This window comes from Streptomyces marincola (assembly GCF_020410765.1).
Classification (GTDB): Bacteria; Actinomycetota; Actinomycetes; order Streptomycetales; family Streptomycetaceae; genus Streptomyces; species Streptomyces marincola.
This window is the reverse complement of sequence record NZ_CP084541.1, coordinates 1,325,055-1,343,551: the sequence shown is the minus strand read 5'-3', so window position 1 is coordinate 1,343,551 and position 18,497 is coordinate 1,325,055. Positions and strand designations below refer to the sequence as shown.

The 18,497-nt window shown below is 73.8% G+C and carries 16 protein-coding genes; 7 read left to right on the top strand and 9 right to left on the bottom strand.

The genetic code is table 11. The annotated features are described in order from the left end of the window. The first annotated feature begins 59 nt into the window (after window positions 1-59). The gene (locus tag LC193_RS05765; protein WP_226072164.1) at window positions 60-1,841 is read left to right on the top strand and encodes a thiopeptide-type bacteriocin biosynthesis protein; all 1,782 of its coding nucleotides are present in this window, start codon (window positions 60-62) and stop codon (window positions 1,839-1,841) included. Window positions 1,842-1,874: 33 nt separating this feature from the next. Here the strand turns inward: LC193_RS05765 and LC193_RS05760 are convergent, their stop codons facing one another. Then, on the bottom strand, window positions 1,875-2,747 hold the full coding sequence (locus tag LC193_RS05760; RefSeq protein ID WP_404819355.1) for a phosphatase PAP2 family protein: 873 nt from the start codon (window positions 2,745-2,747) through the stop codon (window positions 1,875-1,877). A 164-nt stretch (window positions 2,748-2,911) separates the two neighbouring features. Further along, complete coding sequence (locus LC193_RS05755) at window positions 2,912-3,940, bottom strand: LacI family DNA-binding transcriptional regulator (RefSeq protein WP_226072160.1); 1,029 nt, start codon at window positions 3,938-3,940, stop codon at window positions 2,912-2,914. Window positions 3,941-4,235: 295 nt separating this feature from the next. Here LC193_RS05755 and LC193_RS05750 point away from each other — a divergent pair, with 295 nt between their 5' ends. The 6 genes from LC193_RS05750 (at window position 4,236) to LC193_RS05725 (ending at window position 12,333) form a co-directional block, all read left to right on the top strand. Continuing rightward, window positions 4,236-5,489, top strand: coding sequence for an extracellular solute-binding protein (locus LC193_RS05750; protein ID WP_226072158.1), 1,254 nt, complete (start codon window positions 4,236-4,238; stop codon window positions 5,487-5,489). A gap of 123 nt (window positions 5,490-5,612) precedes the next feature. Next, window positions 5,613-6,491: a carbohydrate ABC transporter permease gene (locus tag LC193_RS05745; protein ID WP_226072155.1), complete on the top strand. Its 879-nt coding sequence runs from the start codon at window positions 5,613-5,615 to the stop codon at window positions 6,489-6,491. A gap of 2 nt (window positions 6,492-6,493) precedes the next feature. Further along, window positions 6,494-7,435, top strand: a complete 942-nt coding sequence (locus LC193_RS05740) for a sugar ABC transporter permease (protein WP_226072153.1) — start codon at window positions 6,494-6,496, stop codon at window positions 7,433-7,435. 92 nt (window positions 7,436-7,527) lie between these two features. Then, window positions 7,528-9,198 carry a glycoside hydrolase family 13 protein gene (locus LC193_RS05735; protein ID WP_226072151.1) on the top strand — a complete coding sequence of 557 codons (1,671 nt, stop codon included), beginning with the start codon at window positions 7,528-7,530 and terminating at the stop codon, window positions 9,196-9,198. A 99-nt stretch (window positions 9,199-9,297) separates the two neighbouring features. Continuing rightward, the gene (locus LC193_RS05730; protein ID WP_226072149.1) at window positions 9,298-10,311 is read left to right on the top strand and encodes a LacI family DNA-binding transcriptional regulator; all 1,014 of its coding nucleotides are present in this window, start codon (window positions 9,298-9,300) and stop codon (window positions 10,309-10,311) included. Window positions 10,312-10,629: 318 nt separating this feature from the next. Then, a complete protein-coding gene (locus LC193_RS05725) occupies window positions 10,630-12,333 on the top strand; it encodes a carbohydrate-binding module family 20 domain-containing protein (RefSeq protein WP_226078495.1) in 1,704 nt (567 codons plus the stop codon). 37 nt (window positions 12,334-12,370) lie between these two features. On the opposite strand, the gene LC193_RS05720 is transcribed toward LC193_RS05725, so the two are convergent. From LC193_RS05720 to LC193_RS05690, 7 genes are all read right to left on the bottom strand, one after another. Then, complete coding sequence (locus LC193_RS05720; protein ID WP_226072147.1) at window positions 12,371-12,997, bottom strand: hypothetical protein; 627 nt, start codon at window positions 12,995-12,997, stop codon at window positions 12,371-12,373. Between the two features lie 81 nt (window positions 12,998-13,078). Further along, complete coding sequence (locus LC193_RS05715; RefSeq protein WP_226072144.1) at window positions 13,079-14,980, bottom strand: hypothetical protein; 1,902 nt, start codon at window positions 14,978-14,980, stop codon at window positions 13,079-13,081. A gap of 118 nt (window positions 14,981-15,098) precedes the next feature. Then, window positions 15,099-15,620, bottom strand: a complete 522-nt coding sequence (locus LC193_RS05710) for a hypothetical protein (RefSeq protein WP_226072143.1) — start codon at window positions 15,618-15,620, stop codon at window positions 15,099-15,101. A gap of 55 nt (window positions 15,621-15,675) precedes the next feature. Further along, window positions 15,676-16,803 carry a methyltransferase domain-containing protein gene (locus LC193_RS05705; RefSeq protein ID WP_226072142.1) on the bottom strand — a complete coding sequence of 376 codons (1,128 nt, stop codon included), beginning with the start codon at window positions 16,801-16,803 and terminating at the stop codon, window positions 15,676-15,678. After that, window positions 16,800-16,940, bottom strand: coding sequence for a hypothetical protein (locus LC193_RS05700; RefSeq protein ID WP_226072141.1), 141 nt, complete (start codon window positions 16,938-16,940; stop codon window positions 16,800-16,802). The genes LC193_RS05705 and LC193_RS05700 overlap by 4 nt, the downstream gene beginning before the upstream one ends. After that, on the bottom strand, window positions 16,937-17,299 hold the full coding sequence (locus LC193_RS05695) for a type II toxin-antitoxin system VapB family antitoxin (protein ID WP_226072139.1): 363 nt from the start codon (window positions 17,297-17,299) through the stop codon (window positions 16,937-16,939). Before LC193_RS05695 ends, LC193_RS05700 begins: the two co-directional genes overlap by 4 nt. Next, a complete protein-coding gene (locus tag LC193_RS05690) occupies window positions 17,296-18,483 on the bottom strand; it encodes a hypothetical protein (RefSeq protein ID WP_226078494.1) in 1,188 nt (395 codons plus the stop codon). The genes LC193_RS05695 and LC193_RS05690 overlap by 4 nt, the downstream gene beginning before the upstream one ends. Window positions 18,484-18,497: the final 14 nt, after the last annotated feature.

Genomic DNA, 18,497 nt, shown 5'->3' with positions numbered 1-18,497 from the left:
CCCCGGCGCACGACCGCCGGGACACCGACCGCCGACCGCCGAGCCGCCGAGGACACCGCGTGACCGAATCAGCCGATGCGACGCCCGCGCGGAACGCCGCCGCCGGCACCTGGCTCAGCCTGCACTGCTTCCTGCGGTGCGCGCCCGAGGAGACCGACGCGCTGCTGCACGAGGACCTCGCACCGCACCTCGACGGGCTCGTCGCCCGGGGCGACGCCTCGGCCTGGTTCTTCATCCGGTACGACGAGGGCGGGCCCCACCTGCGCGTCCGCGTGCGGGACCCGGCGCAGGACGCGGCGGCCGGCCTGCCGGGTGCCCTGTCGCGGATGGCGGCGCGGCGGCCCGCCGCGGCGGACGGCGGGCCGCGCGCGGCGGACGGGACGGGCCGGCACGGAGAGGTGCGCGCCGTTCCCTACGAGCCGGAGACCGACCGGTACGGCGGCCCGGCGGCCCTGCCGGTGGCCGAGGAGGTGTTCGCGCTGTCGAGCCGCGTCGCCGTGCGGGCCGTCGCCTCGGCGCCGCGCGGCAGCGCGCGCCTGGCCGCCGCGATCGACCTCGCCCACGCCACGGCCCTGGCCTGCGGCATGGACCGGCTCGCCGCGGCGCGCTGGCTGCGCGGGCACGCGGCCGGCTGGCGGTGGGTCGAGGGCGTCCCCCTGCTCGCCCCCCGGCACGTGCACGCGCGCGTCAACCACGTATACGCGGCGCAGCGCGAGGCGTTCGGCAGCCGCGCGGCGGCCCTGTGGGAGTCCCTGGGCGCGGGCGGCGGGCCCGAGGCCGCCCGGGACTGGCACGACGGCGTCCGCGCGGCCGACCTGGCCCTGCGGGCCGGGCCCGCTGCCGGGGCGCGGCCCCGCGTGTGGGCTTCCCAGCTGCACATGCTGCTGAACCGGCTGGGCGTCGCGCCGGACGAGGAGCGGGCCGTGTGCCGGCTCGCCGCCCGCACCCTGCTCGACTCCGCGGGCGAGGACGCCGGCGACCCCTACTTCCCCGGCGGGCACGCCTCGCCCGACCTGCGGTACCTGGAGCGCAGCAAGTTCCACATCGGCCGCGAGCAGGACTCGGCGGCCCGTCCGCTGCCCCCGCCCCCACCGGCCCAGGCGCCCGCGGCGGGAGCAGCCGACGACCGGCAGGCCGCGGACGGCGAACGCGGCGCCCCGGTGCCCGGCCTGCTGCCGCTGCCGGCCGGCCCGCTGCCCGACACGCCCCTGCGCGAGGTGCTGGCGAGCCGGGTCTCCGTGCGCGGCGCGCTGACGGGGCCGTTGACCGCGACCACCCTCGGGACCCTGCTGTGGCGGGCCCACGCCTCCTGGCACACCTCCGCGCCGCGCCTCGCCGACGGCACGCGCGGGCTCCTGCGGCACCGGCCCTACCCGAGCGCGGGCGCCCTGTACACCGCGGGCATCCGGCTCGTGGCCCTGTCGGTCGACGGCCTCGCGCCCGGCACCTACCAGTGCGTTCCCGAACGGCGCGCCCTGCGGCGCGTGGGGCCCGCGCCCGCGCTCGACGACGTCCGTTCGCTCTCCTCCTACCTGTCGCGCGCGCCGGAGGACCCCGACGCGATCGTGCCCGACGCCGTTCCCGCCGTCCTCGGCCTGTACGTGGACCTGGGCCGGCTCAGGCAGCGGTACGGGCTGCGCGCGCTGCGCCTCGGGCTGCTGGAGACCGGCCACCTGGCGCAGACGCTGCTGCTGACCGCCACGGCGCTCGGCCTGGCGACCACGCCGCTCGGCGGATTCCGCGACGACCTGGCGCACGAACTGCTCGGCCTCGACGACCTGGCGCAGCCCCTCCAGTACCTGCTGCCCGTCGGCCGCGGGCCGCAGGACGCCCCCGCGTGACGCCGCGGCGGGCCGGGGGCGCGGCGGCGGCCGTCAGGAGGCGCGGGGGCCGGCCGGCGCCGGCCCGTCCACGCGGCGCGGGAGCCGGAAGCAGGACCTGCCGTACCACAGGCGCGCCACGGCGAAGCCGAACGCGACGCACAGGACGCCGCCGACCGCGTCCAGCCAGAAGTGGTTCGCGGTCGCGACGATCACGAGCAGCGTGACCACCGGGTAGAGCACGCCGAGCGCCTTCAGCCACAGCGGCGCGGCGAGCACGCAGATCGTGATCCCGCACCACAGGGACCACCCGATGTGCATGGACGGCATGGCCGCGTACTGGTTGGACACCGAGGCCATGGCGCTGCCCTCGGCGGACAGCGACCCCCACGTGTTGTGGACGCTCGCGGTGTCGATGAAGTCCATGCCCTCCATCAGCCGCGGCGGCGCGAGGGGGTAGAAGTAGTAGCCGAGCAGCGCGACGCCCGTGGTGGCGAACAGCACCAGCCGGGTCGCGCCGTACCGCCCCGGGTGGCTGCGGAACAGCCAGACCAGCACGGCGATGGTCACCACGAAGTGCAGCGTGGCGTAGTAGTAGTTCATTGTCACGATGAGCCACGTCACGCCCTCGATGGCGTGGTTCACCGTGCGTTCGAACGCGAGCCCGAGCGCGTCCTGGACGTCCCAGATCCAGCGGGCGTTCTCCTGCGCCTTGTCGACGCGGGTGGGCGCGGCGTTGCGGATGACCGAGTAGACGCCGTAGCTGAGCGCGATGAGGAGCAGTTCGAACCAGAGTCTGGGGCGCTTCGGGACGCGCAGCGTGCTCAGGCGCCTGGGGGCCGGGGCGGCAGGGTCCTCGATGTCCTCGGTCACGGGATCTGCCGGGTCCACTCGCTCAACTTTCGGACTGATGCTTGTTGCCCCCATGGGCCAACAGTCTGCCAGAGGCCGTTCGCCGTCCGATCATCCTCCGGTCTGGTCCTGGCACCGGTGTATACACCGAGTGGAGGAGACGCCCCTGAGACCGGCCCCGGGGACGGCCCCGGACGGCGGCGGTTCCGGCCCGGCCGGGCGCGGGGGCGCGGGCGCGGTCAGGCGCGCTGTATCACGGGGGCGGTCGCGGTGGAGCCGCGCACCACCAGCTCGGGCATGAACACGAATTCGCTGTGCGGCGCGGGCGTGCCCCCGATCGCTTCGAGCAGCGCCCGGACGGCGGCCTGGCCCATCGCGGGCACCGGCTGGCGGATCGTGGTGAGCGGCGGATCGGTGAACGCGATCAGCGGCGAGTCGTCGAACCCGATGACCGAGCAGTGCTCGGGCACGGCGAGCCCGCGCTGCCGCGCCGCGCGGATCGCGCCGAGCGCCATCATGTCGCTGGCGCAGATCACAGCCGTGCAGCCCCGGTCGAGGAGCGCGACGGTGGCGGCCTGCCCGCCCTCCAGGGTGTAGAGGGAGTGCTCGACCAGCTGCTCCGCGGCGGCGGGCGGCGTGGCCACCTCGTCCTCCATGGCGCGCAGGAAGCCCTCGATCTTGCGCCGCACCGGGACGAACCGCGCGGGGCCGAGCGCCAGGCCGATCCTGCGGTGCCCCAGGGAGCCGAGGTGCGTGACGGCCAGCCGCATCGCGGCCCGGTCGTCGGGCGAGACGAACGGCGCCCGCACCTTGGGCGAGAAGCCGTTGATGAGGACGAACGGCACCCCGTGCCCGCGCAGCCGCTCGTAACGCCCCATGTCGGCGCTGGTGTCCGCGTGCAGTCCCGAGATGAAGATGATGCCGGCGACGCCGCGCTCCACGAGCATCTCGGTCAGCTCGTCCTCGGTCGAGCCGCCCGGGGTCTGGGTGGCGAGCACGGGCGTGTAGCCCTGCCGGGTCAGCGCCTGGCAGATGACCTGCGCGAACGCCGGGAAGATCGGGTTCTCCAACTCGGGCGTGATCAGCCCGACGAGGCCGGCGCTGCGCTTCTGGAGGCGCGCCGGGCGCTCGTACCCGAGCAGGTCGAGAGCCGCCAGGACGGATTCGCGGGTGCCGGAGGCGACTCCCGGCTTGCCGTTGAGCACCCGGCTGACGGTCGCTTCGCTGACCCCCGCCTGGGCTGCGATGTCGGCTAGCCGTGCGGTCACGTCCGGGACTGTACCGCCAGGGGGCACACCGTGCCCACCGGGCAGGGGAGAAGTTTCCCGGAAGGTATGAATCCGGCACCGGCCCTGACCGTTCCGGTGCCCGCGGTGTCACGGTGCGTGAGGCGCGCGGCGCTTCCGGCGTGAGGCGCGCAACGGACTTGCAGAAAATTGCCGCAAGGTCTTTCCAAAGCGGGGGTGCGCTGTTACGTTCCTGACCGGCCCGGCGCGGCAGTGGCGCGGCGCATAAAGTGGGATTCATCCGCTTGAAACGGGCGGAACGTTTGAAGGAGTTCACATGCGGCGCAGCATAGGGACGACGGCCGCCGTGGCGGCCCTGGCTCTTGCGGCAACGGCTTGCGGAAGCGACGGCGACAGCGAGGACACCGGCGCCGCCGACGGCGAGCTGTCCGGCACGGTCACCTACTGGGACACCTCCAACGAGACCGAGGCGGCGGTCTTCGAAGCCGTCGCCAAGGACTTCGAGGAGCTGCACCCCGGCGTCACCGTCGACTACGTGAACATCGGCTTCGACGACGCCCAGAACCGTTTCAAGAACGCCGCCGGCGCCAACGACGCCCCCGACGTCATGCGCACCGAGGTCGCCTGGGTCGCCGACTTCGCCAGCCTCGGCTACCTGTACCCGCTGGACGACACCGCCGCCCTCGACAACCAGGACGACTTCCTCGACGAGGCGTGGGCCAGCACCCAGTACGACGGCCAGACTTGGGCCGTGCCGCAGGTCACCGACACCCTGGCGCTGTTCTACAACCGGGCGCTGCTCGACGAGGCCGGCGTCGAGGTGCCCACCTCGCTCGCCGAGATCGAGGAGTCCGCCGGCGCGTTCGAGGACAACGGCGTCACCCCCCTCTACGTGCGCGGCGACGACCCGTACTGGTTCCTGCCGTTCCTCTACGGCGAGGGCGGCGACCTGGTCGACGCCGAGGCCCAGGAGGTCACCATCGACAACGAGGCCGGCGTGGCCGCGTTCGAGCGCATGCAGGGCCTGATCGACTCCGGCGCCGCGATCACGGACACCAGCGACGGCTGGGAGAACATGATGGCCGGCTTCTCCGGCGGCGACATCGCCATGATGGTCAACGGCCCGTGGGCCATCGCCGACGCCACCGCCGCCCTCGGCGACGACCTGGGCGTCGCCCCCGTCCCGGCCGGCGGCCAGCAGCAGGGCTCGCCCCTCGGCGGCTGGAACTACGGCGTCTACGCGGGCACTCCGGACGCCGACGCGTCCTTCGAGTTCGTCAAGTACATGGCCTCGGCCGAGACCCAGCAGCGCATCACCGAGGAACTGAGCCTGCTGCCCACGCGCGCGTCCGTGTACGAGGTGCCCGCCGTCCAGGACAACCCGATGGTGCAGTTCTTCAAGCCCGCCGTCGACGTCGCGCACGAGCGCCCCTGGATTCCCGAGGCCCAGTCCCTCTTCGAGCCGCTGCGCGTCTCCATCGAGGCGATGCTGACCGGCTCCGCCTCCCCCGAGCAGGCCGCGGCCGACACCGGGGACGCCTACCGCGACCTCCTTGAGGACTGGAGCTGACCACCATGGCTGACGCTGCGAGCCCCGGCGGGACGGCGGCCACCACCGCCGCCCCCCGGGACGACCGGCCGCGCGCCGGGCCGGCTGCGCCGGAAACTGACCGAGTACTGGTACGCGTGGGCGATGGTCGCCCCCGTGGTCCTGGTGATCGGCGTCATCATCGGCTGGCCGCTGGTCCGCGGGGTGTACCTCTCGTTCACCGACGCCGACGAGGCCAACGTCGAACGCACCATCGGCGTCAACACCATCCCGGCGACCTACGAGTTCGTCGGCCTGGACAACTACGCCGACATCCTCGGCGACGGCGCCTTCTGGGACCGGCTCGGCTGGACGGTCGTGTGGACCGTGGCGTGCGTCGCCGTCACGTTCCTCATCGGCCTCGGCCTGGCCAACATGCTCAACCGGAGCTTCCGCGGTCGCGCCGTCTACCGCATGGCGCTGATCCTGCCCTGGGCGATCCCCGCGTTCGTCTCCGTCTTCGCCTGGCGGATGCTGTACAACGAGCGCAACGGCATGCTGAACAGCCTCCTCGAAGGCCGCGGCATCGACGGCATCGCCTGGCTGTCCGACCCCACGTGGGCCAAGGTCGCCGTCATCGCCACCAACGTGTGGCTCGGCGTGCCGTTCATGCTCGTCGCGATCCTCGGCGCCCTCCAGTCCATCCCGGGCGAGCAGTACGAGGCGGCCGAGATGGACGGCGCCAACCCCTGGCAGCGGTTCCGCAACATCACGCTGCCCGGCATCAGTTCCGTCGCCATGACGGTGGTGCTGCTCAGCACGATCTGGACGTTCAACATGTTCCCGGTGATCTTCCTGCTGACCCGGGGCGGTCCCGCGGGTTCCACCGACATCCTCGTGACCGAGGCGTTCCGGCTGGCCTTCGTGTCCAGCCCCCGCGACTTCGCGAACTCCGCGGCCTGGGGCGTGCTCATCCTGCTGCTCCTGGTCCTCTTCGCGATGTCCTACCGCAGGGCACTGCGCAAGCAGGGAGAGGTGTGGTGACGATGGCCACCCCGACGACTCCGAGAAACGGCAGCGGCCCCGCCGCCCCCGCGGCCCGCCCGCAGGAGCCGCGCCCCGCGCCGAACGGCGGCGGCCGGCGCCCCGGCCGGGTGCGCCGGCGCGGCGAACGAAGCCGGGCGGCCTCCGTCGGCCTGCACGCCACGCTGCTCCTCGCGGCGCTGATCGCCATCTTCCCGCCGTTCTGGCTGCTGGTGACGTCCTTCAAGCCCAAGGCGGACACGTTCACCAGGTCCCTGGTGTCGAACTTCACGCTCGACAACTACGACCACGTGCTGAACAACACCGAGTTCCTGACCTGGTTCGGCAACTCCGTGCTGATCGTGCTGATCACCACCGTCATCGGCGTGTTCATCTCCTCGACCACCGGCTACGCGCTCAGCCGCTTCCGCTTCCCCGGCATGCGCCCGCTGATGTGGACCCTGCTGATCACGCAGATGTTCCCGATGGCCGTGCTCATCGTGCCGCTGTACAACCTGATGTCGCGCTACGGCCTGCTGAACCAGCCCACCGGCCTGATCGTGACCTACCTGACCATCGCGGTGCCGTTCTGCGCCTGGATGATGAAGGGCTTCTTCGACTCGGTGCCCGTCTCCATCGACGAGTCGGGCCGCGTCGACGGCCTCAGCCCGTTCGGCACGTTCTGGCGGCTCATCATGCCGCTGGCGCGCCCCGGCCTCGCGGTCACCGGGTTCTACACGTTCGTCACCGCCTGGGCCGAAGTGGCCTACGCCACCGCGTTCATGACCGGCGAGGAGAACCTGACCCTGGCCGGCGGGCTCCAGACGTTCGTCAACCAGCACACCCAGGACTGGCACCTGATGACCGCCGCCGCCGTGCTCATCGCGGTGCCCGCGATGCTCGTCTTCGGCTACGCGCAGCGCCACCTCCAATCCGGGCTCACCGCGGGCGCCATCAAGTCCTGACCGCGTTCCGGCCGGGCGCGCCCGGCCGGAACCACGGCTCCCGCCCCCACCAGGCCACCCCCCGCCCGCATGCGATCACTCACAGGGATGACATGACCCAGTACCTCGCTGACCGCACCGAGCCGACCGGCGACCCCACAGGCGACACGGGCCACCGCCCCGACTGGTGGCGCGACGCGGTCATCTACCAGGTGTACCCGCGCTCCTTCGCCGACGGGAACGGCGACGGCATGGGCGATCTGCCCGGCATCCGCAGCCGGCTGCCCTACCTGGCCGGCCTCGGGGTCGACGCCGTCTGGCTCAGCCCGTTCTACGCCTCCCCGCAGGCGGACGCGGGCTACGACGTCGCCGACTACCGGGCCATCGACCCGATGTTCGGCGACCTGCACGACGCGGACGCCCTCATCCGCGACGCCCACGACCTCGGCCTGCGCATCATCGTCGACCTGGTGCCCAACCACTCGTCCGACCGGCACGAGTGGTTCCAGCGCGCGCTGCGCGAGGGCCCGGACTCCCCGCTGCGCGCCCGCTACCACTTCCGCGAGGGGCGCGGCCAGGCCGGTGAACTCCCGCCCAACGACTGGGAGTCCATCTTCGGCGGCCCCGCGTGGACCCGCACAGAGAACCCCGACGGCACCCCGGGGGAGTGGTACCTGCACCTGTTCGCCCCCGAGCAGCCCGACTTCAACTGGGACAACCCGGCGGTGCGCGACGAGTTCCGCTCGGTGCTGCGCTTCTGGCTCGACATGGGCGTCGACGGCTTCCGCATCGACGTCGCGCACGGCCTCGTCAAGGCCGCGGGGCTGCCCGACATGGGCCACGCGGAGCAGCTCAGGCTCCTCGGCACGCAGACCCTGCCCTTCTTCGACCAGGACGGCGTGCACGAGATCTACCGCTCCTGGCGGCGGATCTTCGACGAGTACCCGGGGGCGCGCATCGGCGTCGCCGAGGCGTGGACCCCGAACGCCGAGCGCACCGCCCTGTACGTGCGCTCCGACGAGCTGCACCAGGCGTTCAACTTCCATTACCTCAACACCCCGTGGAACGCCGCGGAGCTGCGCCGCGTCATCGACTCCTCGCTGGACTCGATGCGGCCCGTCGGCGCGCCCACCACCTGGGTGCTGTCCAACCACGACGTCGTGCGGCACCGCACCCGCCTCGGCGGCGACCTCGGGCGGGCCCGCGCGGCCACGCTGCTGATGCTCGCGCTGCCCGGCTCCGCCTACATCTACCAGGGCGAGGAGCTGGGCCTGCCCGAGGTGACCGGGCTGCCGGACGAGGTGCGGCAGGACCCGGCGTTCTTCCGGCGCGGCACCGGGCCCGAGGCCGACGGGCAGGACGGGCTGCGCGACGGCTGCCGCGTTCCCGTGCCGTGGTCGTCGCAGGGCGACTCCTACGGCTTCGGCAGCGGCGGCAGCTGGCTGCCGCAGCCCGAGTCCTGGGCGAAGCTGGCCGTCGACGCGCAGACCGGCGACCCGGAGTCGACCCTGGAGATGTACCGGCGGGCCCTGGCCGTCCGCCGCGAGCACCCGGCGCTCGGCGCGGGCGACGCCGTCGAGTGGCTTCAGGCGCCCGAGGGCGTGCTCGCGTTCCGCCGCCGCGGCCCCGAGGGCTCCGAGCTGGTCTGCGCCGTCAACACCACGGACACCACCGTGTCCCTGCCCGGGCTGCTCACCGGGTCCGGCCGGCCGCTGCTCGCCAGCGGCCCCTGCCCGGGCGACGCCTCGCTGCCCGCGGACACCACCGTGTGGTGGCAGGCGTGAGGGCTGCCGCGCCGAGCGCGGGCGCGTGCGCGGGCGGGCTTCGCGGCCAGGACCGCGCCGCCGCCCGCCCAGGGACCGCCGCCCCGCCGGGGAGCGGTCGTGGCTGAGCCGGGCGCCCCGCTGCCGCAGCCGGCCCGGCTGGCCGACATCGCCGAGCAGGCCGAGGTCAGCGAGGCGACGGTCAGCCGCGTGCTGAACGGCAAGTCCGGTGTCGCCGCGGCCACCAGGCAACGGGTGCTCGCCGCGCTCGACGTCCTCGGCTACGAACGCCCGCTGCGGCTGCGGCAGCGCAGCGCCGGCCTGGTCGGGCTGGTCATCCCCGAGCTGACCAACCCGATCTTCCCGGCCTTCGCGCAGGTCATCGAGCAGGTCCTGGCGGGCCACGGCTACACGCCCGTGCTGTGCACGCAGAGCCCGGGCGGCGCGACGGAGGACGAGCTGGTGGACCAGCTCGTCGAACGCGGCGTCACCGGCATCGTGTTCATGTCCGGGCTGCACGCGGACACCAGCGCGGACCCGGCCCGCTACGCGCGGCTGGCCGGACGCGGGGTGCCGTTCGTGCTCATCAACGGGTTCAACCCGCAGGTGAAGGCGCCGTTCGTCTCGCCCGACGACGCGGCGGCCACGCGCATCGCCGTCCAGCACCTGCGGGCGCTGGGCCATCGCGACATCGGCCTCGCCGTGGGGCCGCAGCGGTTCGTGCCGGTGCGGCGCAAAGTGGCCGGGTTCCACGAGGAGACCGGCGGCCTCGGCGCCGTGCGGCACTCGCTGTTCAGCGTCGAGGGCGGGCAGGCCGCGGCCTCCGCGCTGCTCGACGCGGGCTGCACGGGCATCGTGTGCGGCAGCGACATGATGGCGCTGGGCGCCATCCGCGCGGTGCGGCAGCGCGGCCTCGACGTGCCGGGGGACGTGTCGGTCGTCGGGTACGACGACTCCGACCTGTTCGCGTTCACCGACCCGCCGCTGACCACGCTGCGCCAGCCGGTGCGGGCGATGGCCAGCGCCGCGGTCGACTCGCTGCTCGAAGAGATCAACGGCAACCCGGTCCAGCACACCGAGTTCGTCTTCCAGCCGGAACTCGTGGTCCGCGGCTCGACCGCGCAGGCCCGCTGAAAAACCCCGGCGGGCATCCCCCGGCCGGCCGTGCGCGTGGGGCCCGATGAGCCCTCGGCCGGCCGGGGGATGCCGGAAAGGTAGCAGCGCGCAAGTTCTTGCGAAAGAGGTTGCGGGGGGATCACGCGAACATTTCTGCCCGATGTCCTGGCTATTGACCGCCTCTCTGGGCGCCTCTACCGTCTGCGGTGCAACTTCTTGCAGAAAGAGCCTTCCGGCTCCGCCCGCCGCGCGGGCACGGCGCGTTGCTCAATGCGGCAGCACCTCACCCCCCAAGGAGGCGTTGTGTCCGCACGCACCCGTCGCGGCATCCGCGGCCTGGCCCGTTCCGCCCTGGCCGGCCTGGTCGCCCTCTCGGCCGCCGCACTCCCGCTCACCGTGGCCGCGCCCGCCGCCCAGGCCGCGCCCCCCGGTACCAGGGACGTCACCGCCGTCCTCTTCAACTGGAACTTCGACTCCATCGCCCGCGAGTGCACCCGCACCCTGGGCCCCGCCGGCTACGGCTACGTGCAGGTCTCGCCCCCGCAGGAGCAGATCCAGGGCTCGCAGTGGTGGACCAACTACCAGCCCGTCAGCTACCGGATCGACAGCCGCCTCGGCAACCGCGACCAGTTCGTCGCCATGGTCGACACCTGCCGCGACGCCGGGGTCGGCGTCGTCGTCGACGCCGTCATCAACCACATGACGGCCGGCTCAGGCACCGGCACCGGCGGCTCGCGGTACACCAAGTACGACTACCCGGCCGCCCCCTACAGCGACGGCGACTTCCACACCTGCCGCCGCGACATCGGCAACAACTACGGCGACCGCGGCAACGTCCAGAACTGCGAACTCGTCGGCCTCGCCGACCTCGACACCGGCAAGGACTACGTCCGCCAGCGCATCGCCGACTACCTGAACGACCTGCTGTCCCTGGGCGTCGCCGGGTTCAGGATCGACGCCGCCAAGCACATGTCGGCCGCCGACCTCGCCGCCATCAGGTCCCGCATGTCCGACCCGGGGGCCTACTGGAAGCAGGAGGTCATCCACGGCGCCGGCGAGGCCGTTCAGCCCGAGGAGTACACCGGCAACGGCGACGTGCAGGAGTTCCGCTACGGCCGCGACCTCAAGCGCGTCTTCCAGCAGGAGAACCTCGCCTACCTGGAGAACTTCGGCGAGGGCTGGGGCTACCTGCCCGACGCCGGCGCGGGCGTGTTCGTCGACAACCACGACACCGAACGCAACGGGTCGACCCTCAACCACAGGGACGGCGCCGACTACACCCTGGCCAACGTGTTCATGCTCGCCTGGCCCTACGGCTCGCCCGACGTCCACTCCGGCTACCAGTTCACGAACCACGACGCGGGACCGCCCAACAACGGCCGCGTGGACGCCTGCTGGCAGGACGGCTGGACCTGCCAGCACGCCTGGCCCGAGATCAGCGCGATGGTCGGCTTCCGCAACGCCACCCAGGGCCGCGCCGTCACCAACTGGTGGGACAACGGCGGCGACGCCATCGCCTTCGGCCGCGGCAACGCCGGATTCGTCGCCATCAACCACGAGTCCGCGTCCCTGACCCGCACCTTCCAGACCTCGCTCGCCGCCGGCTCCTACTGCGACGTGCAGTCCGGCAGGTCCGTCACGGTCGACGGCTCGGGCCGGTTCACCGCGACGCTGCCGAGCAACACCGCGCTCGCCCTGCACACCGGCGCCCGCGACTGCGGCGGCGGCGGCGAACCCGTGCCCGCCACCGGCGCCTCGTTCCAGGTCGACGCCAGGACCCAGTGGGGCGAAAGCGTCTGGGTGGTCGGCAGCGTGCCGCAACTCGGCGCCTGGGACCCGGCCCGGGCCGTGCGGCTCGACGCCGGCTCCTACCCGCTGTGGCGGGCCGAGCTGTCGCTGCCCGCGGGCACGACGTTCGAATACAAGTACATCCGCCGCTGGGACAACTCCGCGACCGTCACCTGGGAGAGCGGCGCCAACCGCACCGCGACCGTCCCCCGCGAGGGCCGGGTCAACCTGAGCGACGTCTGGCGCACCTGACACGCCGCGCCCGCGGGCGCCGCGGCCGGTGACCGGGTCACTCCCCGCCGGTCACCGGCCGCAGCCAGCCCGTCGGGACCACGGTGCCGTCCCCGAACTCCCCGGCCAGCTCCTCCCGCAGCTCCTGCGAGTCGAGCACCACGTCGGCGCGCACCACCCCGTGCTCCTCGTCGACGTGGGCGGAGAGCACGTCGTGCGGGAAGTCGTCCACCAACTCCCGCTGCACCTCGGTCAATCGCTCGGCGTCCAGCTCTTCCGCCGGCGCCTCGGGCCGCTCCGGCTCCCGGGGCGCGGGCGGCGCGCCGTCCGGCGCCTCCCGCTTGGCCGGGGCGGTGACCGTGAACCGCTCGCCGTCCCACGTTCCCGTGAGCACGAAGTGCCCCCACCGCACGCCCGAGGCCGACTCCGCCGCGACCGCGTCCCAGTCCCAGCCCGCCACGGGCAGGCCGTTCCCGCACTGCGGCGGCATCGACTCCATCAGGGCGGCGCACAGCATCGGCTCCCCGCCCGCCTCCTGGAACATCGTGCCCGACACCTCGTACCGCTGCCCCTCGCCGCCGCCCCCGCCGACGGGGGCCTGCGCGCCGGAGTCACCGGCCGGCGGGTCGCCCGGGTCGGCGGACTCCTCCCCGCAGGCACCGAGCAGCAGAACAAAGGGCACCATGCCGACAATCGTTCGCTTTCTCATACCGGTCCGACGCGGCCCACCGGCCACGGGTTCCGCCGCCCCGCGCGACGCCCGGGCTCAGCCCAGCATCCGCAACTCCCCGCCGCCGTCGAGCTCCCCGGTCAGCTCGGCCTGCGCGCCCTCCTCGGCGGCCAACGCCACCGTGTTGCCCGCACCGCGCCCGGTGACCCCGCCCTCGGCGACGATCGCCGACACCTGCTCGCTGCCCGCCGCCACCAGATACCACGCGTCCTGGGGCGAACGCCACAGCACCCCGCTGAGCACCCGCGGCTCGCGCGGCCCGCACGCCGGGGCGTCCTCCGCGCTCGCCGTCACGGAAGCCGGCTCGCCCGCCCGCCCGGCGGGCGCCACGAACTGCGCGAGCGTCCTGCTGCCCGCCCCCCGCCACGTCTCGGCCCGCGTGCACACCCACTGCGCCGTGCCCGCGCCGTCGGGCAGCGTCTGCTCCGCGAACTGCCACGCGTTCACCGAGCGCACCCCGCCGCCGTTCGCCGTCGACAGGTTGCACGCCAGACGCGTCCACCGCTCCCTGGCCTCCTCGTCCGCCGCGACCCGCCGCCCCTCGCCCGGCTCGCCGTGCGTCAGCAACGCGGGCACCAGCTCCCCGAGATCGGCCAGCATGAACGGCAGGTCGCCGCCCTGCGCGCCCACTTCGAGCACGGGCACCTCCGTGCACGCCGCGCCGTTCCCTTCCGGCGCCGCGACGGGCGTGCGCAGCGCCTCCGTCACACCGTGCGCGTCCACCCCGACCTCCGTCGCCCGCCCGTCCGGCACCAGCAGATCGCGCCGCACGGTCTCCGTGACCCACGGAGCCATCAGGTACCGGGTGTTGCCGTCGCTGCGGCCGATCACCACCGCCGAGGCCCCCAGCACGTCCGCCCCGTCGACCCGCGCGAAGTCCAGCGCGGCCCCGCCCGAGTCCGCCCCCACCGGCTCCGCGTACCGCACCAACCGCAGCCCGTCGTACAGCAGCACCACGGAAGCCCCGCCCGCCTCCCCCGCGAACAGCAGCTGCGCGGGTCCCGGCGCCGGGCCCGTCTGCGTTCCCGGCGTCGCCGACACCGCCACGTCGTCGCCCGGCCGCGCCCACACCGCCAGCGCGCGCCGCAGCAGCCCCGCGTCGTCGAGCGCGGAACCCCGCGCGGGCCACACGGAGAAGTCCGTGCGCGTGGCCCGCTGCCACACGCCCTCCGGCATGCGCCGCAGCCCCTGCGGATCGAGCGCGGCGCGCGCCGAGGCGTTCTCGCTGTACGGCGGCGCCGCCGCCCCGTCGGGGCCCCACCCGTCCGGCAGGAACGCCACCGTCCCCGCCGCCACCGCGAGCGCCACCCCGCCCAGCAGCGCGGTCCGCGCGTACTGGCGCCGGCGCAGCAGATCGGTCGGCCGCGCCTGGAGCGCGCAGGGATCGGCGAGACCGTCCGCAGGCGGCAGCTCGTCGGCCGTCCGCACCCCGGCCCTGGCCCGGCTCTCGGAGACCCCGGCCGCCTGCAACAGCTCCCGGACCGCGTCCTCGCCCAGCCCGTCGAGCCGCCGCAGCGCGAACGCCGCCCGCGCCGCCGCAGGCAGCCCCGCCACCTCCTGTTCGAGCGCCACGTCCCCGGCCTCCGCGGACCGCGGGATCAGCCGCAGCCCGACCACGTGCGGGAGCAACCGCGGCACCCGGCGCAGCCACCCGGGCCGCGCCGCGCCGAGCGCGGCCCGCAGCACGCGCAGCCGCAGATACGCGTACCCGGCGTCCTCCTCGCCCCGCTGCTGGGGCACCGCGCCGCCCTTCGGGCCACCCTTCCCGCGCGGCAGCGCGCGCTGCACCACCGCGTGCGCCGCGAGCACCCGCCGGTGCCGTCCCGGTGCGGCGGGCAGGACGAGGTAGGCGAGCCGCACCAGCCGCGGGTAGTGCTCGACGAGGGCCGCCTCGGCCTGGCTCAGCTCCGGCGTGGACTGCGTGGGGGAGGGAGACACATCAAGAGGAGACACAACCGGCAGAACGAGCCGCCCCGCCCGCGGTTACGACCCCGCCCGGCGCGCTGCGGTCCCGCGACTGCCGAGGCCACCGGGTGCGGCGCCGCGGCGATCCGGGTCACGCGCCGGGTGAGGGGCGTTCCGGGGGCGGGGCGGAGCGGTCGACGAGCCGCTTCGCCTCGGCCCTGACCTCGGCGTCGATCTCGGCCTCCGGCCTGGGGATGTACCCGAGGCTGCCGTAGACGTTGTCGTAGTCGTCGTCGAGCGCGGCGAGCGGCTGCGCCAGGGGCACGCGGTGCCCGCAGTGCCAGTGGACCTGGCGGGTCAGCTCGCGCGGGGTCAGCTCACCGGCCAGCAGCCGGGCGGCGAGCACGCGGGTGGCGGCCTCAAGGCCGGAGACGCTGTCCACCGGGTGGAAGACCAGGCCGAGTTCGTCGAGCGCGGGAGGAAGGAGGTCGGGCACGTCGCTCGCGGCCTCCGCGCGCGTGCACGCGGCCAGCATGCGCAGGGCGGGGCTGTCCAGGCCGGCGACGAGGGCGTCACAGGCGCCGTCGACGACATCGGTCGGCGTGGCCTCGCCGATGCTCCAGAGCGCGGCGAGATCCTGGAACTTCCCGGCTGCTGCTTCGGATGAGGGCACGCGGCCATTGTGCCGCCGCTCGCCCTGGCCGCACGACGGGTTTTCGCGGCACCGCTCACCCGCGCTCGGCGGCGCGGCTCATGGACGGCCGCGGGGCCAGCACCTGCTCCTCGGCGTCCAGCCACGGTGTCGCGGAGCCGTCCGGCCGGACGGTCAGCCCGAAGCGTTCGATGCCGGGCTCGCCGACCCTCCGCCACCAGGAGTGGGCCGCGGTGTACTCCTCCCACAGCGGTCGCCGCCCGGCCCGCCGCACCACGACGCCAGGCGCCACGCCGTCCCGCCGCACCGCCGCCGTCCACCCGGCACCGGCCAGGTCGTACAGCCACACCGTGCGCCCGTCCTCGTGGCGCTGCTCCGCGTACGCGGCGTCCGTCAGGCGCAGCCCGGCGAGAAAGGGGAACGGCGCCCAGCCGCCCGGCGGCCAGACGGCGGACTCGTGGTCGTGCAGCGGAAGATCCGGCGGATACGAGGGCAGCCGGTCGCGCTGGCTCCGGATACGCATGAACGACACCAGGCCGGCGAAGCGCCCGGCGGCCGTCCCGTCCGGCCGGGACGTCAGGGAGACGAGGCCGTCCCGGTGGAGGACGAACGGCGTTCCCCAGGGCATCAGGAGCCGGCCACCCGGGCGCAACTGCCGCAGCCACGCGGCCGGGACGTGCCGCATGCCGCACGTCACGACAATCCTGTCGAACGGCGCGTGCCCGGGCGCGCCGAGCGCGCCGTCCCCCACGACCAGGCGGGGGTGAAGACCCGCGCGCCGCAGGGCGCTTCCGGCCGCCCGCGCCACCCGTGCGTCGATCTCCACGCTGGTGACGTGCCCGGCGCCGAGCCGGTGGGCCAGGAGTGCGGCCGTCCAGCCGGTGCCGGTCCCGATCTCCAGCACGCGCATGCCGGGCTCGACGTCCAGGGCCGCGAGCATGGCGGCGACCAGGGACGGCTTCGACGACGAACTGGTGGCGTCCCGCCCGGCCACCGGGCCGGTGTGCCGGCCGTCGTCCCACTGGGTGACGATCGGGACATCGGCGTCGGCGGCGGCCCGCCATCCTTCGGGGTCGCTCGCGCGGTCGACGGTGGCGAACGTGTCCGTGACCTGGTCGTGCGGCCACATCACGCGCGGCAGGAAGGCTGCACGGGGCAGCGCGGCGAACGCCTCCTCCCACCCGGCCGGACGGGCGAACGTCACCGCTCGGTGCCGTCCTCGTCGTCCCCGCGGTGCCGCCCGTCCCCGGCGGGGGCGTTGCCGTCCGTACTGGGCGGCGGGGGCTCTGGCTTGGTGCGGTGTGCCAGGGCGGACTTGTCGAGCAGACAGCGCACGGTCACGCTGTCCTGGCGTCATGAGCGAGGTCGATTTCACCGCTGTCGATGGCATCCATGAGCGCGATCCGCTTGTGCAGCTTGACCGTCTCGTCGATGGCACGGCGAACGGCCTCGGCCTTGGTCTTCGCCCCGTACAGTCGCATCAGTTCCTCGGTTGCCTGGTCGTCCAGGTCGATCATGGCCCTCGACATGCTTGCCTCCCTCGTGGCGACCGCCGCAGCGCCTCCGCCGCCGATCTGATCACCGCCGCCGCCACGGCCTACCACGGCGCGGCCGTGCCGCACGATGACGCGCCATCCCCCGGTAAGAGGGCGCGCGTGCGCCTCGTTCTCCGCCCTGCCGGCCTGCCCGGCGTGCGTCATACCTGCGGGGTGCGCGCTTGGTGGGCGCGTTCGAGCAGTCGTCGTGCGGGGGCCGACCGCCGGTGCGGCCGGAGCCTGCGGACCATGGTGTCCAGGTGGTCGTCGCCACGCGCCGTCGACACCGCCGGGTAGGCGTCCAGGAAGCGGTCCCAGCTTTCGCAGGCGGCGTCGAGGTGACCCATCTCGAACTGCCTGCCGGCCAGCACCGCGTACGCGTGGACGCGCCCCTGCCGTTCCTGCGCCGGCTGCTCCCTGAGAGAGGCTTTCAGGGCCTTGACCGAGCCCGGAAGGTCGCGGCAGTGGTAGAGCACGGATGCCACGTGGAACTCGTACGCGCAGCGGTCGTACCCGCCGATGGCCTCCCGGCGGGCATCGGCCCGGTCGAGAGCGGATTCCGCCTCGCGCAGCCAGGCGAACGCCTGCCGCCGGTCGCCTGTCATCGCCACGGCGTACGCCTGCTGGCCTCTGAGGAACGCCGTGAGCCGCGGCCCCCCGGCGGGAACCGCCGCTGCCGCCGCTTCGGCGAGTTCGGATGCGCGCACGCCGTGACCGAGATGGGCCGCTTGCAGGCTCATGCCCCGCAGCGTGCGGCCGTAGGCCGTCGGGTCGTCGGCCGCCGTTGCCAGTTCGAGAGCCTTGAAGTAGTACCGCTGGCCGATCCCGTGATCCTTCTCGTACATCGCCATCCAGCCCAGCAGGTAGACCAGATCCGACGCGGCGGACAGCATGTCCTTCCTGACCTCGTCGCGGGCGGATGCCCTGAGGTAGGGAGCGACCGTGTTGACCAGGTAGGCGGCGGCCATCGGGCGGGCCTGCCTGCCCCCGAGTTCGTCGAGGATGTCGGCCACGCGTTCGGTCATGGTGCGGACCCTGGCGACCTCACCGGCGCCGATTCGGACTCCGTGCCCGGAATGGACCGCGACTGAGCGTTCGGTGAGTTCGCCGAACAGCGGTGTTCCCAGCGCTGTCGTGTACGCACCGGTCCTGAGCACTTGCCTGCGTGACGGGTCCATATCGCTTCTCCCTATGTCGACAAGTTGTTCGGCGAGGTCGATGCGCTGATCGTCGTTGTCAGGGGCGCTGGGAAACCCGGCTTCCGCCAAGGTCACCGGCCGGTGCAGGCGGCGAGCGAATGCCTCACACACGAGCGGGCGCACCGGGGCCCTGGGCACGGTTCCCGAAATTCAGTGTGAGACAG